The 15,447-nt window shown below is 69.1% G+C and carries 13 protein-coding genes; 7 read left to right on the top strand and 6 right to left on the bottom strand.

Features of this window, described 5'->3' with window-relative positions; all coding sequences use genetic code 11:
• Positions 1-152: 152 nt before the first annotated feature.
• Positions 153-944, bottom strand: coding sequence for an AMP nucleosidase (locus ACFWZ1_RS01770; RefSeq protein ID WP_231323102.1), 792 nt, complete (start codon positions 942-944; stop codon positions 153-155).
• 226 nt (positions 945-1,170) lie between these two features.
• On the opposite strand from ACFWZ1_RS01770, the gene ACFWZ1_RS01765 reads away from it, so the two are divergent.
• Together ACFWZ1_RS01765 and ACFWZ1_RS01760 are read left to right on the top strand one after the other, a co-directional pair.
• Positions 1,171-2,112 (top strand): DegV family protein, encoded by a 942-nt coding sequence (locus ACFWZ1_RS01765; protein WP_439665235.1) that lies wholly within the window; start codon positions 1,171-1,173, stop codon positions 2,110-2,112.
• A gap of 174 nt (positions 2,113-2,286) precedes the next feature.
• Positions 2,287-2,949: a DUF4124 domain-containing protein gene (locus tag ACFWZ1_RS01760; RefSeq protein WP_439665234.1), complete on the top strand. Its 663-nt coding sequence runs from the start codon at positions 2,287-2,289 to the stop codon at positions 2,947-2,949.
• Positions 2,950-3,027: 78 nt separating this feature from the next.
• On the opposite strand, the gene ACFWZ1_RS01755 is transcribed toward ACFWZ1_RS01760, so the two are convergent.
• Positions 3,028-3,810: an SDR family oxidoreductase gene (locus ACFWZ1_RS01755; protein ID WP_439665233.1), complete on the bottom strand. Its 783-nt coding sequence runs from the start codon at positions 3,808-3,810 to the stop codon at positions 3,028-3,030.
• An 80-nt stretch (positions 3,811-3,890) separates the two neighbouring features.
• Between ACFWZ1_RS01755 and ACFWZ1_RS01750 the strand changes: the two genes are divergently transcribed.
• The gene (locus tag ACFWZ1_RS01750; protein ID WP_439665232.1) at positions 3,891-4,100 is read left to right on the top strand and encodes a hypothetical protein; all 210 of its coding nucleotides are present in this window, start codon (positions 3,891-3,893) and stop codon (positions 4,098-4,100) included.
• A gap of 130 nt (positions 4,101-4,230) precedes the next feature.
• Here the strand turns inward: ACFWZ1_RS01750 and sppA are convergent, their stop codons facing one another.
• Complete coding sequence (gene sppA / locus ACFWZ1_RS01745) at positions 4,231-6,108, bottom strand: signal peptide peptidase SppA (RefSeq protein ID WP_439665231.1); 1,878 nt, start codon at positions 6,106-6,108, stop codon at positions 4,231-4,233.
• Between the two features lie 18 nt (positions 6,109-6,126).
• The gene (locus ACFWZ1_RS01740) at positions 6,127-7,542 is read right to left on the bottom strand and encodes an MATE family efflux transporter (RefSeq protein WP_439665230.1); all 1,416 of its coding nucleotides are present in this window, start codon (positions 7,540-7,542) and stop codon (positions 6,127-6,129) included.
• Positions 7,543-7,647: 105 nt separating this feature from the next.
• Here ACFWZ1_RS01740 and ACFWZ1_RS01735 point away from each other — a divergent pair, with 105 nt between their 5' ends.
• From ACFWZ1_RS01735 to tal, 4 genes are all read left to right on the top strand, one after another.
• Positions 7,648-8,820 carry a DUF3667 domain-containing protein gene (locus tag ACFWZ1_RS01735; protein ID WP_439665229.1) on the top strand — a complete coding sequence of 391 codons (1,173 nt, stop codon included), beginning with the start codon at positions 7,648-7,650 and terminating at the stop codon, positions 8,818-8,820.
• Between the two features lie 368 nt (positions 8,821-9,188).
• A complete protein-coding gene (locus tag ACFWZ1_RS01730; protein ID WP_439665228.1) occupies positions 9,189-11,354 on the top strand; it encodes a primosomal protein N' in 2,166 nt (721 codons plus the stop codon).
• A gap of 129 nt (positions 11,355-11,483) precedes the next feature.
• Positions 11,484-12,785 carry an NAD(P)/FAD-dependent oxidoreductase gene (locus ACFWZ1_RS01725; RefSeq protein WP_439665227.1) on the top strand — a complete coding sequence of 434 codons (1,302 nt, stop codon included), beginning with the start codon at positions 11,484-11,486 and terminating at the stop codon, positions 12,783-12,785.
• Positions 12,786-12,800: 15 nt separating this feature from the next.
• Complete coding sequence (gene tal, locus ACFWZ1_RS01720; RefSeq protein WP_439665226.1) at positions 12,801-13,754, top strand: transaldolase; 954 nt, start codon at positions 12,801-12,803, stop codon at positions 13,752-13,754.
• 283 nt (positions 13,755-14,037) lie between these two features.
• Here tal and rpoH read toward each other — a convergent pair whose 3' ends face one another.
• Both rpoH and ACFWZ1_RS01710 read right to left on the bottom strand, forming a co-directional pair.
• Positions 14,038-14,889, bottom strand: a complete 852-nt coding sequence (rpoH, locus tag ACFWZ1_RS01715; protein WP_439665225.1) for an RNA polymerase sigma factor RpoH — start codon at positions 14,887-14,889, stop codon at positions 14,038-14,040.
• 164 nt (positions 14,890-15,053) lie between these two features.
• Positions 15,054-15,422 carry an EF-hand domain-containing protein gene (locus ACFWZ1_RS01710; protein WP_439665224.1) on the bottom strand — a complete coding sequence of 123 codons (369 nt, stop codon included), beginning with the start codon at positions 15,420-15,422 and terminating at the stop codon, positions 15,054-15,056.
• Positions 15,423-15,447: the final 25 nt, after the last annotated feature.

Genomic DNA, 15,447 nt, shown 5'->3' with positions numbered 1-15,447 from the left:
CGTCGACGCCGACACGCGCTGGGGATCGGACTCCCCCACCTTGCCGCGCGGGCGGTCATCTGCGGGTGAAAGCGGCGCGATGCGGACGCAATCCGCGGCGCAGATTCTTGCGCGCCCCTGGCCTCTCCCCCGAAGGGGAGGGCTTCAAGGCATCAGTCGCCTTCCATCTCGTCCTCGAAGCGCAGGTGCTTGACGCTGCGCCCGTTGCGGCGGACCAGCTTGAGCGCCTCGATGCCGATGCGGATGTGCGCCTCGACGTACTTCTCGGTCACGCTGCGGTCGCTGGCTTCGGTCTTGACGCCCTCGGGGACCATCGGCTGGTCGGACACCAGCAGCAGCGCGCCGCAGGGAATCTTGTTGGCGAAGCCCGCCGCGAAGATGGTCGCCGTCTCCATGTCCACCGCCATGCAGCGGGTGCGGCGCAGGTAGTCCTTGAACGCCTCGTCGTGTTCCCACACGCGCCGGTTGGTGGTGTAGACGGTCCCGGTCCAGTAGTCGTGGCCGAGGTCGCGGATCATGGTGGAAACCGCGCGCTGCAGCTGGAACGCCGGCAGGGCCGGCACCTCGGGCAGGAGGTAGTCACCGGAGGTGCCTTCACCGCGGATCGCGGCGATCGGCAACACCAGGTCGCCAAGCTGGTTCTTTTTCTTGAGGCCGCCGCACTTGCCCAGGAACAGCGCCGCATGCGGCTGCACCGCGCTGAGCAGGTCCATCACCGTGGCGGCGTTGGGACTGCCCATGCCGAAGTTGATCAGGGTGATGCCGTCGGCGGTGGCGTTGGGCATCGGCCGGTCACGGCCCTGCACTTCCACGCCATGCCACTGCGCGAACAGGTCCACGTACAGGCCGAAATTGGTCAGCAGGATGTGCTGGCCGAACTGTTCCAGCGGCGTGCCGGTATACCGCGGCAGCCAGTTGGAGACGATCGCTTGCTTGTCTTTCATGGTGTATCCGAAGGGAAACGCACCGCGATCGCGATGCGCGCGCCGGCGACGCCACGCCGGCAGGAGCCATTCGAGTGCGCGCATTCTACGGTGCGTGCCCCGAATCGTCACTCAAGCGCTCGCGCAAGCAGCCGATAACCCAAGTGGAAACCGCGCACCATGACCCAAGTCGCAATATTGACGTGCGTGTTATGTTCAACGCGTCATTGACCAGGGGGAATGACACATGCGGATGGGGCTGGCTATCGACGCGTCCTGCGACCTTCCGCAGGCGTTCCTCGAGCAACACGGCATCGCGGTGATGCCGATCATCGTGAAGCTCGACGGAAGCGTGTTCAAGGACGACCGCAACCAGGAGGAGATCGACCGCTTCCTGTACATGAAGCTGGCCGGCACCCACGCGGCCGAGACCGAACCGTGCTCGGTCGAGGACGTACAGCGGATGTTCCTGGACAAGCTGGTGCTGGAGCAGGACTGCGTGTTCTGCCTGACCATCACCGCCACGCGCAGCCCGATCCACGAGCACGTGCTCAAGGCCAGTTTCGCGATCCTCAAGAACTACCGCGAGGTGCGCGAGCGCGCCGGCGTGCCGGGCCCGTTCCTGATGCGCGTGGTCGACACGCGCAACGTGTTCGCCGGTGAGGGCCCCGCGGTGTTCGAGGCGACGCGGCTGATCCAGGCCGGCGAAGCGCCGCCGGCGATCCGCGAGCGCCTGGGCGTGGTCGCCAACCATACCTACGGTTACATGCTGCCGCGCGACCTGCACCACCTGCGCAGCCGCACCCGCAAGCGTGGCGACCGCAGCGTCAGCCTGTTCAGCGCGGTGGTCGGCACGGCGCTGGACATCAAGCCGCTGCTGCGCTGCTTCCGCGGCGAGACCGGCCCGGTCGGCAAGGTGCGCGGTTTCGAGCACGGCGCCGAGATGCTGTTCGGCTATGCCACCCGGCGCGTGCGCGCCGGCCTGATGGTGCCGGTGGTCTGCGTCAGCTACGGCGGCAACCTGGCCGAACTGGCCAAGCTGCCCGGCTACGACGCCCTGCGCCAGGCGTGCGAGGAAACCGGCGTGTCACTGCTCGAAGCGCCGATGAGCATCACCGGCATGGTCAACGTGGGCGAGGGCGCGGTGACGCTGGGCTTCGCCGCCGAGGAACACGAGCCCGATTTCTAGCCTCAGACTGCGCCCGCGCCTGATCCCGCATCCTTTTCAAATGGGAGGCTGGCGCGGGAGGTCGGGCTCGCGGGAGACGACGGGACAAGGCGATCGGCGGCCGCCTCCCTCCGGCGCGACCGCACAGGGGATTTTCAGCCGCCCGGTTCACTCGTCCGGTCCTACAATCGCCCCATGCGCTGCCCGCCTCTTTCCATTTTGCTGGGCCTCGGCCTGCTCTTCGCCGGACTGGCGTGGTGCGGCAACGCAGCGGCCACCACGATCTACGAGTGCACCACCGCCGACGGCCGGGTGATCTACCAGGACACCCCCTGCGGCGCCGGCCAGCAGCAACGCACGATGCAGGTCGCCGATGCCCCCGCGGCGCCGCGGCCAGCCGCCCCGCCGACCTCCGGGGCGCCGCCGGAACCCGCCGCTCCGCCACCGGCTCGCGCCCCTTCCGCGCCCCTGCCGCTGTTGTACACCTGCGTGCGCGCCACCGACGGCAAGACCTACCTGAGCGACAACGGCAACCCGCCGCCCTACCAGGCGCCCTACGGCGTGCTCGGAGCCGAACAATTGCCACTGTCGGAGGTGTACGGCCCAGACCGTGGCGCGGCGGGCATCTCCGCGCCGGAAGCCAACCGCGGGCGCGTCACCTCCGGCATGGTCGCCAACGACTACGTCTGGGTGCAGGACCAGTGCCGCGAGATGGACGTCGAGGAGACCTGCCAGGCCCTGCAGGACGCCTACGACCAGAACGAGCACACGCTCGGCAACGCCTTCAAGAGCCAGCGCCCGCCGCTGGAGAAACGCGAGGCGCAGCTGCAGGCGCAACTGACCAACTGCGGCGACTGACGGCCTTTGCAGGGTTGGCTTCAGCCGACCGCTCCTCGCGGCTGCGCGCCTGACGGGCCGAAGCCCACCATGCGGAAGTCAGAAGCCGAAGCTCAGAAACCCGCCATCCACCGCCAGCACCTGGCCGGTGATGTAGCCGGCCGCGGGCAGGCACAGGAAGGCCACCGCGGCGGCCACTTCCTCCGGCTCGCCGATGCGCTTGAGTGGCGTGCGATCGAGCACTTCCTCCAGGTAATCCGCGTCGGCCAGCGCCGGCTCCGAGCGTTGCGTGCGGATGTACCAGGGTGCCACCGCGTTTACGCGGATGCCGTCCACCGCCCATTCCACTGCCAGGTTGCGGGTGAGCTGGTGCAGCGCGGCCTTGGCCATGCCGTAGGGCGAGCCGGTGCGTACATGCACCACGCCGGAAACGGAACCGACGTTCACGATCGCCGCGTTGCCGTGCTCGGCCAGGTGCGGATGCGCCAACCGGCACATCTCGAAGGCGCTGAACAGGTTCTGCTCGAAGATCGCGCGGTAGTCGGCGCTGTCGTAGGCGAGCGTAGCGTCGGGCGCATTCCCGCCGGCGTTGTTGACCAGCAGCGAGACCGGCGCGTCCAGGTCGGCGATCCAGTCGAACACCGCCAGCCGTTCCTCTTCCTCGGTCAGGTCGGCGCCGAAGGCCAGCACCTCGCGCCCGGGCAGGTCCTCGGCCAGTTCGGCGCGTACCTGCTCCAGGTGGACGTCGTCGCGGGCCACCAACAGCAGGTCCGCGCCCAGCCCACCGAGCTCGCGCGCGACGGCCAGGCCGATGCCCTTGCTGGCGCCGGTGATCAGGGCGGTGTGGCCGGTGAGCTGCCAGGCGTCGGTGCGCGGGTTCATGGGCGCAGAGCTTAGCCGATGCGCTTGCCGCCATCGCGCGGCGGCGGGACACTGAAGGCCGGTCGACAAGGGGAACCACCATGAAGCTATTGCTGCCACTCGCCTGCCTGCTTGCGTTGGCCGGCTGCTCGAACAAGGCGCCGGAACCGCAGGCCACCGCTGCATCCAAGCGCGTGGCCACGCCGTGGGACGACATGAAGAAGGACGAGCAGAAGGCAAAGGACGTGCAGAAGCTGGTCGACGATCGCGCCAAGGAGCAGCAGAAGGCGCTGGACGACGCGGAGCAGTGACCGCGCAGGGTGCACCATGGCTGAAGCCCACCCTGCGCGCTCCAGCTGGCCAGGATGGGCCTTCCGCAAGGCCTTCCCCATTTCCGCCTCTGGGCGCCTTTCTCCGTAACCGGGAAGGATCAGGGCGGCGTCAGCGCGGGGCGCAGAAGCAATAGGCGTAGACGTTCGGTCGGCCGGCCTGCGCGTGGCGCAGCAGCTTGAGTTCGGGGGCCAGTTGCCGCAGCTCGGCCAGCCATGACGGCAGGCGCAGGCCATAGCCCTGCGCCACCTGCACCATCGCGCTCTGGTTCATGCCGACCAGGAACTGCTCGAAGCCGCCTAGCGGCGCCTCGACGTAGTGCACGTGGTAACCCTTGCCTAGCTTCGCCAGCGCCGCGGCCTGGTCGAGCGCGGCGTCGAGGCCGCCAAGCTGGTCGACCAGCCCGCGCTCGAGTGCCTGGCGGCCGGTCCACACGCGACCCTGCGCGATCGCATCGATCGCCTCGAAGTTCTTGCCGCGTGCCTGGGCGACCTTGCCCACGAAGTCGCGATAACCCTTGTTGATGATCGCCTGGATCACCTGGCCCGCCTGCGGATCGAGCGGCCGGGTGATGTCGAACGCGCCGGCCATCGGGCCGGTACCCACGCCGTCGCTGTGGATGCCGATCTTTTCCAGCGTGCCCGGCACCGCGTAGTACATGCCGAAGATGCCGATCGAACCGGTGATGGTGTTCGGGTCGGCATAGATGCGATCGGCATTCATCGCGATCCAGTAGCCGCCGCTGGCGGCCACGTTGCCCATCGAGACCACCACCGGGATGCCGGCCTTGCGGGTCAGCTCGACCTCGCGGCGGATCTGCTCGGCGGCATAGACCTCGCCGCCGGGGGAATTGATCCGGAGCACCAGCGCCTTGGTGCGCCGGTCCTGCCGCGCCGCGCGGATCAGCGCGGCGGTGGACTCGCCGCCGACGCTGCCTTGCGGTTGCCGGCCGCCGACGATCTCGCCTTCGGCCACCACCACGGCCACGCCCGAGGCGAACGGGCTGTCATGTTCGAGGTTGGCGACGTAGCGCGCCAGGCTCACCTGGCGGAAGCCCTCCTGCGGCTTGTCGCCGGCCGGCACGCCGGCCTTGCGCATCATCGCGTCGAGTTGCGCGCGGGTGGCGGTGCCATCGACCAGATGCTCGTCCTGCGCCAGCTGGGCGAGGTCGCCGCCGGTGCGCTCGATCGCCTGGGGCAGGTTGTCGATGTCGGCGCGGAAGGTGGCCGGATCGAGCCGGCGCAGCCTGGCCACCTCGTCGATGTATTCGTCCCAGAGCCCGCTCATCCAGAAGCGGTCGGCCGCCTTGGAATCGTCCGAGGCGTGGTCGAGGATGTAGGGCTCCGCGGCGCTCTTGTACCGGCCGACGCGGAACAGGTGCACGTCCACGCCGAGCTTGTCGAGCAGGTCCTTGTAGAACAGCCGGTAGCTCGCCAGGCCGGTGATCATCACTCCGCCCTGCGGGTCGAGCAGGATGCGGTCGGCGTGCGCGGCCAAGTAGTACTGGCCCTGGTCGAGATTCACGCCCCACACGATCACCGGCTTGCCGGCGGCGCGGAAACGGTCCAGCGCCGCGCCCACCTCGCGCAGCGCGGCGAAGCCGCCGCCCTTGAGTTCGTCCGGCAGCAGCAGGATGCGGCTGATCCGCTTGTCCGTGGCCGCCGCGTCGATGGCGCCGACCAGGTCGCGCATCTGCAACTGCTTGGGCGGCTCGCCGGAGAGACTCTCCAGCGCGCGCTGCAGGGGCTCGATGCTGTACTGCTCGACCAGCTCGCCCCTGGGCTGGAGCACCAGCACGCTTGAGTCCTTGATGGTGTGCGCCATGCGGCTGCCCGCCACGCCGCCGAGTAGCAGCAGCAGCACGACGAACAGCAGCACGAAGAACACCAGATTGAGGATCACCAGCCGCACCACGTTGAAACCGCGGCCGATCACGCAGAGGAAGGCCCAGAATCCGTTCGGGCGGCGCAGGGGCGGCGGGGTGCTCATGGGTCGTTGTCGCTGATGCTAGAGATGATCGTTGAGCGTAACCGCTTGGGAACGCACCGTCATGGTGTCTTCCGGGGGGGTCGCCAGCCAGCGGTGCCGCCAGGCGCTGCGCCAGAAGCGCGCGAACAGCAGCACCGCCGCCACGCTGAGGCCCGCGATCAGCCCCATCCACATGCCGCGCGCGCCCAGCCCGTGCCGGAACGCCAGCCACCAGCCCACCGGCATGCCCACGCCCCAGTACGCGAACAGGGTGATCGCCATCGGCACGCGGGTGTCCTTCAGGCCCCTGAGCGCACCGTTGGAAGCGACCTGGATGCCGTCGGAAAACTGGAACAGTCCCGCCAGCACCAGCAACTGTGCGGCCAGGTCGATCACCGTCGCGCTGCGCGTATACAGCGAGGCGATCGCATGCGGCAGGCCCAGCATCACCGCGGCCGAGAGCAGCTGGGTGAGCAGGGCCAGGCTGATGCCGCAGAAGCCGGCGTAGCGCACCCCGCGCGCGTCGTCGCGACCCACCGCGTTGCCGACCCGCACGGTGATCGCCATGGCCAACCCCAGCGGGATCATGAAGAACACCGAGGCGACGTTGATCGCCACCTGGTGGCTGGCCACCACGTTCTCGCCCATGGTGCCGATCAGGAGCGCGGTCGCCACGAACAACCCCGCCTCGGCCAGCAACGTCACCGCCATCGGCAGGCCGATGTGCAGCAGCGCGCCGATGCGCTTCCAGTGCGGCCATTCGAAATGCTCGAACAGGTTGAGCCCGCGGTAGTTGCGATGGCACAGCACGTAGACGAGAAAGCCCAGCATCTCCAGCCACAACACCAGGGCCGTGGCGATGCCGCAGCCGCGCGCGCCCTGCGGCGGCAGCCCGAGCTTGCCGAACATGAACACGTAACCCAGCGGCGCCAGGACGGCCAGGCCGCCAAGGCTGAACATCATCGACGGGCGCGTCAGCGACAGCCCCTCGGACAGCCCGCGCAGGGTGAAGTAGCAGGCCAGCGCCGGCGCGCCCCAGCTGATCGCGTGCAGGAATTCGTTGACGTCGTGGCGCAGGCCCGGCGTAACGCCGATCAGGTTGACCAGCGGTTCGGCATGGCGCACGCCGAACCACAGCAGCACGCCCAGGATCACCGCCAGCCAGAGCGCCTGGCGGAACACCGCGCCGACCTCCGATCGCCGGTTGGCTCCATCGAGCTGCGCGACCGACGGCGGCACCGCCATCATCACGCCGATGCCGCTGACGATCGCCAGCGTCCACACGCTGGTGCCCACTGCCACCGCGCCCAGCACATGCGCACTGAGATGCCCGGACAGCAGCGCATCGACCACGTTGGTGCCCACCGCGGCTAGCTGCGCGAGCACCAGCGGCAGGGCCAGGCGCACGGTGGCGCCGACCTCGTGCACGACGCGCGCGCGGTCGATGGTCTTCATGGGTTCGGCATCCAGGGATGGCGCGCCATTCTAGCCCAGTCGCCGGGGCTGCCCCGGCAGGCGCGCTGTGCCAAGATCGCACGCTTTCCCAGGGGCGGCCTCCCGATGAACGAGCTGATCGAAGCCGGCAAACTGCACTGCGCCAACTGCGCCACGCCACTGGAGGGCGAGTTCTGCCACCACTGTGGCCAGTCCATGCACAGCGTGCTCAAGCCGGTGCATCACATGCTCGAAGACGGCATGGACATGTTCCTGCACGTGGACGGACGCATCCTGCACACGGTGCCGCCGCTGCTCACCAGGCCCGGCTTCCTCACCATGGAGTACTTCGCCGGCCGGCGGCAGCGCTACGTGGCGCCGTTCCGGCTGATGTTCGTGCTGTGCCTGCTGGCTTTTTTCGCCGTGCACTTGGCGGTCAATGCCGTCGTGAACAAGAGTCTCGCCACGGCGGTACAGACCGACTCCACCGCCAGCAACCCGTTCGCCGACGCGCGTACCCCACAGGAAGTGCAGGCCGCTTTGGCCAAGCAGATCGGTGGGCTGGAAGCGGCCCGCAAGAGCGCCCCAGCGGTTGCCGGCGCCGGGATCGATGTGGCCGAGAACCGGTTGCGCGATGCGGCCAGCAAGCGCGAGGCCGAACTGGGCGCCACGCCGGCGCGCGCATCCAGCGCACGCAAGCCCGGGGCAGCGCAACTGGATCGCCCGGTACACCTGAGCAGCAAGTTGGACGGGCAGACCTTCCATGTCGGCTGGTTGCCGCAGTTCATGAACGACCGCGTGGACGTGTATCTGCACCGCACGAAGGCGAACTTCAAAGAGGCCTTCGGCAGCGAGGACCCCGACGCCCGCCAACTGGCCCGGGAGCGGTTGATCACCGGCGTTTTCGCGGTACTGCCCCAGGCAATGGTGGTGATGGTGCCGCTGTTCGCGCTGCTGCTGAAGCTGTTTTATGTCTTCAGGCGACGGCTTTACATGGAGCATCTCATCGTCGCCCTGCACAGCCACGCCTTCCTGTTCCTCGCACTCCTGCTGGCCACGCTTCTGGGCATGTTCGCCGGCTGGCTTCGACCGCACGCGGGTTGGGCCGGCCGTGGTGTGGACTACCTGCAGACCGCGATCCTGCTGTGGATGCCCGCCTATCTGCTGATGATGCAGAAGCGTGTCTACCGCCAGGGCTGGCCGATGACCCTGCTCAAGTACTGGTGCGTAGGCTGGTGCTACTTCTGGCTCTTGGGGGGCGTCCTGCTGGTGGCTGCGGTCATGGGCGCGGGCCACTGAGCGACCGGCGTCCGGAAATGCCTGTCGAGGCGGTTTTGCACAGCGTCGTGGAACTGTCAAGGCCGCTTAGGGGACCATGAGCAGAACGTGAACACCATCACACGCCATACCGCAAGTCATTGATTTCAAAAACCTAAATTTGCTGGTTATTTTTTGCCCAGCACGTGCCCGAGGGCCACTGTGACAGGGCTTTGACAGCACTCTCCCCGGCCCGTCCACAGACTTATCCACAGCCTTTGTGGATAAGGGAAATTTCCGTCGGGGGAGAGTCACTTAGGAAAGATTCCTAGATGACCGGGCAGCACTCCCCCGGCCGGCCGCAGGAGACCGCGGGCGAGCCGCTACACTGGGCTGCCCACGAGGTGTCCATGCCCGCCGTCGTCCGCGTTGCCCTGCCGGTTCCGCTCGCCCGCCTGTTCGACTATCTGCCGCCCGCCGGCGGCGTGGCGGTCGGCAGCCGCGTGCTGGTGCCGTTCGGACGCAAGAAGATGGTGGGCGTGGTCGTGGCCGCCGACGTCGAGGCGGCCGTGGACGGGGTGCGGCTCAAGTCCGTGCTGGCGGTGCTGGACGGGGGCCCGTTGCTCGATGCCGAACTGATGCACACCCTTGCCTGGGCGGCCGACTATTGGCTTGCGGCGCCGGGCGAGGCCTACGCCAACGCGTTGCCGCTGGCGCTGCGCGAACCGCGACCGCTGCCGAAAACCACCGAGCCCTGCTACACGCTCACCGTGGCCGGGCAGAGCGCGCGCGATGCGGGCAGCCGGCGCGGCTCCAGCCGGGCGCTGCTCGACCTGCTCGCGGCGGCGCCGCTGGGCGCCGCCGAGCTGGATCTCGCCCTGCCGGGCTGGCGCCCCGCCGCGCGACGCCTGCTGGAGGCGGCATTGGTCGAGCAGCGTGAACCCGAAGCGGCGGAGCCGGCGCCCTCACCCGCCCCGCCGCTGAGCGCCGAACAGGAGGCCGCCGTGGCGGCGGTCGCCGGCGCCGCCGGCCGCTTCCAGCCGTTCCTGCTCGATGGCGTCACCGGCAGCGGCAAGACCGAGGTCTACCTGGCGCTGATCGCCCAGGCATTGGCGGCGGGCAGGCAGGCCCTGTTGCTGGTGCCGGAAATCGGCCTGGCACCACAGACCGTCCGGCGCCTGCGCGAGCGGCTGGGCGTGCCGGTGGAAGTGATCCATTCCAACCTGGCCGAGGGCGAACGCGCGCGCGCCTGGCTGCGCGCTCGCAACGGCGAGGCGCGCGTGGTGCTGGGCACCCGCTCGGCGGTGTTCACGCCACTGCCGCAGGCCGGCCTGATCGTGGTCGATGAGGAACACGACGGCGCCTACAAACAGCAGGAAGGCTTCCGCTACCACGCCCGCGACCTGGCGCTGGTGCGCGGCCGCGCGCTAGGCGTCCCGGTGCTGCTGGGCTCGGCCACGCCGTCGCTGGAGACGCTCGCCAACGTCGAGGCCGGCCGCTACCGCTCCCTGCACCTGCGCGCGCGGCCGGGCGCGGTGCGCCCGCCGCAGGTGCAGATCGTGGACATGCGCGCGCAGCGGCTGGACCACGGCCTGTCGCCCGCGCTGCTGGCGGCGGTGGCCGAGGCGGTCGGCCGCGGCGAACAGGCGCTGGTGTTCCGCAACCGTCGCGGTTATGCGCCGGTGCTGCTGTGCCACGCCTGCGGTTGGCATGCCGAATGCCCGCGCTGCGAGCGCCCGATGACCCTGCACGCGCAACGCCGCACGCTGGTCTGCCACCACTGCGACCGCCATGCGGGCGTGCCACCGGCCTGCCCTGCCTGCGGCGGTGCCGAGCTCAAGCCCCAGGGCCAAGGCACCGAGCGGCTGGAGGAAGCGCTCACCGCGCGCTTTCCCGACGTGCCGGTGCTGCGCATCGACCGCGAGACCACGCGCCGCCGAGATGCGTTCGAGCAGCTGCTGGACGGGCTGCAGGACGACGCGCCCGCGATCCTGGTCGGCACGCAGATGCTGGCCAAGGGGCACGACCTGCCCAACCTCACCCTGGTCGCCATCGTCGGCGTGGACGAGGGTCTGCACAGCATCGATTTCCGCGCGGGCGAGCGACTCACCCAACTGGTGGTGCAGGTGGCCGGCCGCGCCGGGCGCGCGCGCAAGCCTGGCCGCGTGCTGCTGCAGACCCATCATCCCGAACACCCGCTGCTGCGCGGCCTGCTCGCGCACGGCTACGCCGCGGCCGCGCGCGAACTGCTGGCCGAACGTCGCGATGCGCTGCTGCCGCCTTACAGCCACCAGGCCCTGCTGCGCGTGGAGGCGCACCAGCGCGCGGCGGTCGACGCTTTTCTCGCCGAGGCGCACGCGGCGCTGCCGGACGATCCGGCGCTGCGCATCGCCGGACCCATGCCCGCGCCGATGCCGCTGCGCGCCGGGCGCCATCGCGGGCAGCTGCTGGTCGAGGCCGACACCCGCGGTCCGCTGCATGCCGCGCTGCGGCCATGGCAGCACGCGCTGGCGGCGCTGCCATCGGCGCGCAAGGTGCGTTGGTCGATCGACGTCGATCCGATCGACCTTTACTGACGGTGCCCTGATCCGAGCGCGAGCGCACCTGTGCGCGACCGCGCGGTGGATCGCGCATGGCGGCACATTCGGCTTCCGCACCTCGAGGTGGGACAATGGGCGGACGCATCCTTGCATGAGGCAAAGCCCATGGACGATGGCCCGACGCTTCCCCACGTCGTGATCCTCGGCGGCGGCTTCGGCGGCCTCGCCACCGCCCGCGGCCTCGCCGGTGCGCCCGTGCGCGTCACCCTGGTCGATCGGCGCAACCACCATCTGTTCCAGCCGCTGCTCTACCAGGTCGCCACCGCGGGGCTCTCGGCGCCCTCGATCGCGGCGCCCTTGCGGCAGATCCTGCGCAAGCAGGACAACGTGACCGTACTGCTGGACGAGGCGCTGGACGTGGACCTCACGGCGCGCCGCGTGCGCTTCGTCCACGAGACGCTGGACTACGACTTCCTGGTCGTCGCCACCGGCGCCACCCACGCCTATTTCGGCCACGACGCGTGGGCGCGCTGGGCACCCGGCCTGAAGACGCTGGACGATGCCTTCGCGATCCGCCGCCGCGTGTTGCTCGCCTTCGAGCGGGCCGAACGCGAGGACGACCTGGCCGAGCGCCGCGCCTGGCTGAACTTCGTCGTGGTCGGCGGCGGCCCGACCGGCGTGGAGCTGGCCGGCACGCTGGCCGAGATCGCCCGCCACACGCTGCCGCGCGAGTTCCGCCGCAGCACGCCGCACAGTGCGCGCGTTGTGCTGGTCGAGGCCGGTCCGCGGTTGCTGGCCGCGTTCGATCCGGCACTGTCGGCCAAGGCGCACCACCAGCTTGAGCGCCTTGGCGTGGAAGTGCGCACCGGCACCGCGGTGACCGCCATCGACGGCGCCGGCGTGTGCCTGCAGGACACGCCGCTGGCCGCCCGTACCGTGCTGTGGGCGGCCGGCGTGGCCGCCTCGCCGCTGGGCCGCCGCCTTGGCACCCCCGTCGATCGCGCCGGCCGCGTACGCGTCGCGGCCGACCTCAGCCTGCCCTCCCATCCGGACGTATTCGTGATCGGCGACCTGGCCTGTGTCGAGCGCGCGGACGGTTCGCTGGTGCCGGGCGTGGCACCGGCAGCCAAGCAGATGGGCCACCACGTGGCGCGGTGCATCCGCGCGCGCGTCGACGCCGAGTCGACGCCCGCTCCGTTTCACTACCGTGACCAGGGTGCGCTCGCCACCATCGGGCGCATGGCCGCGGTGGCACAATTCGGACGGGTGCGGCTCTCCGGCCCGCCGGCGTGGTGGGTCTGGCTCGTCGCCCACATCTACTTCCTGATCGGCTTCCGCAACCGGCTGGTGGTGCTGCTGGACTGGGCCTGGGCCTACTGGACCTACGAGCGCCACGCCCGCATCGTTACCGGTGCCGACGCGGACGACGTGCCCACCGCGGACGAACGCCCCTCCGACATCCCCTGACACCCGGACCCCATCGTGCCCTCCCAACTCGAACAACTGCGCCAATACACCACCGTCGTCGCCGACACCGGCGATATCGATGCGATCGCCCGGTGGCGTCCGGTCGACGCCACCACCAACCCGTCGCTGCTGCTCAAGGTGGTCACGCAGAGCAGTTTCGCCCCACTGCTGGAGGAGTCGCTGGCATGGGCGCGGGCCAAAAGCCATTCGCGCGAACAGCAGCTGGTCGATGCCGGCGACCACCTCGCGGTGGCGGTCGGGCGCAAGATCCTGGAGCTGGTCCCCGGCCGTGTCTCCACTGAAGTGGATGCGCGGCTGTCGTTCGACACCGACGCCAGCATCGCCAAGGCCGAGCGGCTGATCGGGCTGTACGAGGACGCCGGCATCAAGCGCGACCGCGTGCTGATCAAGCTGGCCTCGACCTGGGAGGGCGTGCGCGCCGCGCGCGAACTGGAGCGGCGCGGCATCCAGTGCAACATGACCCTGCTGTTCGCGTTCGAACAGGCGGTGGCCAGTGCGGAGGTGGGCGTGTTCCTGATCTCGCCGTTCGTGGGCCGCATCATGGACTGGTACGTGGCCAACACCGGGGTCAAGCAGTACGCGCCGGACGAAGACCCGGGCGTGCAGTCGGTGCGGCGCATCTACCACTACTACAAGACCCACGGCTACGAGACCGTGGTGATGGGCGCGAGCTTCCGCAACGTCGGCCAGATCCAGGCCCTGGCCGGCTGCGACCGCCTGACCATCAGTCCCGACCTGATGGCGGAACTCGATGGATCGGATGAGCCGCTGCCGCGCCGCATGGCCGACGATGGCACCCGCACGGAACGTCCCCCGCCCATCGACGAGGCGCGCTTCCGCTGGGGCATGAACGAGGATGCGATGGCCAGCGACAAACTGGCCGAAGGCATTCGCAAGTTCGCGGCCGACCAGCGGCAGCTGGAAAAGCTGTTGGCCGAGCGGCTCTGACGCGCCTTGCTCCCTCTCCCGCCAAGGAGGGGAGCAAGGGGCCGGGACTCGCAGGGATCCCGGCAAGAACGCCATCCTGCTTGTCGCCGTTGCGGGACCCCGCCGCGACCTGGCTCCGGTGCGGGCTTCCGATCGCCGGCCGGCACTCGGGTCACTTCAAGAAACAGCCTGGCCTTGCTTGGTCAGTCGTTCCCAGCCCCGTCGCTGATGGCCGGCTGTGCAGGAACGCAAAAAGAAAAAGCGGCCACGAGGGCCGCTTTTTCGTTTGCCGTGACGGCACTTGTCAGAACAGGGCGCGCATCTTCTTCATCGCATTCGCCTCGACCTGGCGGATGCGCTCGGCGGACACACCGTACTCGTCGGCCAGATCCTGCAGCGTGGCCTTGTCCTCGTTGAGCCAGCGCCGCTGGATGATGTCGCGCGAGCGCTCGTCGAGTTTCGAAAGCGCGCTGGAAAGCGTCTCCAGCTGGTTGTCGGCCTGGTCGGCGTCGGACACGTTGTCGTACGGGTCGGCGCCATCGTCGACCAGGAAAGCCGCCGGCGCCGGCTTGGCGTCGTCGTCCGCGTCGGCAGGCGCCTCGAAGCCGATGTCGCGACCGGACAGGCGCGATTCCATCTCGCGCACGGTCGCTTCCGGCACGCCCAGGTCCTTGGCCACGATGCGCACTTCCTCGGCGTTCATCCAGCCCAGGCGCTTCTTGCTCTTGCGCAGGTTGAAGAACAGCTTGCGCTGCGCCTTGGTGGTGGCGACCTTGACGATGCGCCAGTTGCGCAGGATGAACTCGTGCATCTCGGCGCGAATCCAGTGCACCGCGAAGCTGACAAGGCGCACGCCCTGGTCCGGGTCGAAGCGCTTGACCGCCTTCATCAGGCCGATGTTGCCTTCCTGGATCAGGTCGCCCAGCTGCAGGCCGTAGCCCGAGTAGCCACGGGCCACGTGCACCACGAAACGCAGGTGCGACATCACCAGCTTCCTGGCCGAACCCAGGTCGTCTTCTTCGTTGAAGCGGCGCGCCAGCGCCTGCTCCTCGTCATGGCTGAGCACCGGGATGCGGTGCACGGCGGAAATATAGGCGTCCAGACTGCCAACGACGCTGGGGATCGGCAGGTTGGCGGTCACCAAGGCTTGGGACATGTGGAACCTCCGGCAAGTAAATCGCAGCTTAGCACTCCGGTATTGAGAGTGCTAAAGGGCTGAAAAGTTCGCTGCGAGATTTAATGTACCGAATCGTACAGCAATGCGGGCGGCATCGCCAGCCCTCGTCGTCCGGCCATCGGGCCATTGTTCACATGGGCGATCTAACGCTTGTGAACCGGCGGCGTCGGCGTGGCGCCAGAGGAATCCGCCCGGAGGTAGGACTGTGGCGGCGCCATTCGACCGCGGGGTTCCAGGAATGTCGAGGTCAGCCGCCGCTCCCCGGAAGACGCGTACCACGCATACGTCTGCCGCGTGATCCGGTTGTCCGCGTACGCGTACTGGCTGAAATGCATTCGCATGTCCTGCAGGCCGTCGGGGAGCTCCGAACGGCTGAGCACGCCGTCGTGGTTGGCATCGACCTGCTCGAACGACGGAAGTTGCAGGCGAGAGCCGACCTCATCGGCTGCCGCACTGGCCACCGGCATCGCAGCGGCCGCGAAAATCACCAGGAAACCGATCGGCTTGCACATGACGTACTCCTTGTCGTGTCACTTC

It is taken from the genome of Frateuria sp. GZRe14, assembly GCF_051900395.1.
Classification (GTDB): Bacteria; Pseudomonadota; Gammaproteobacteria; order Xanthomonadales; family Rhodanobacteraceae; genus Frateuria_A; species Frateuria_A edaphi.
Note: the sequence above shows the minus strand (reverse complement) of the source record. Positions and strands in the feature narration are given on the sequence as shown.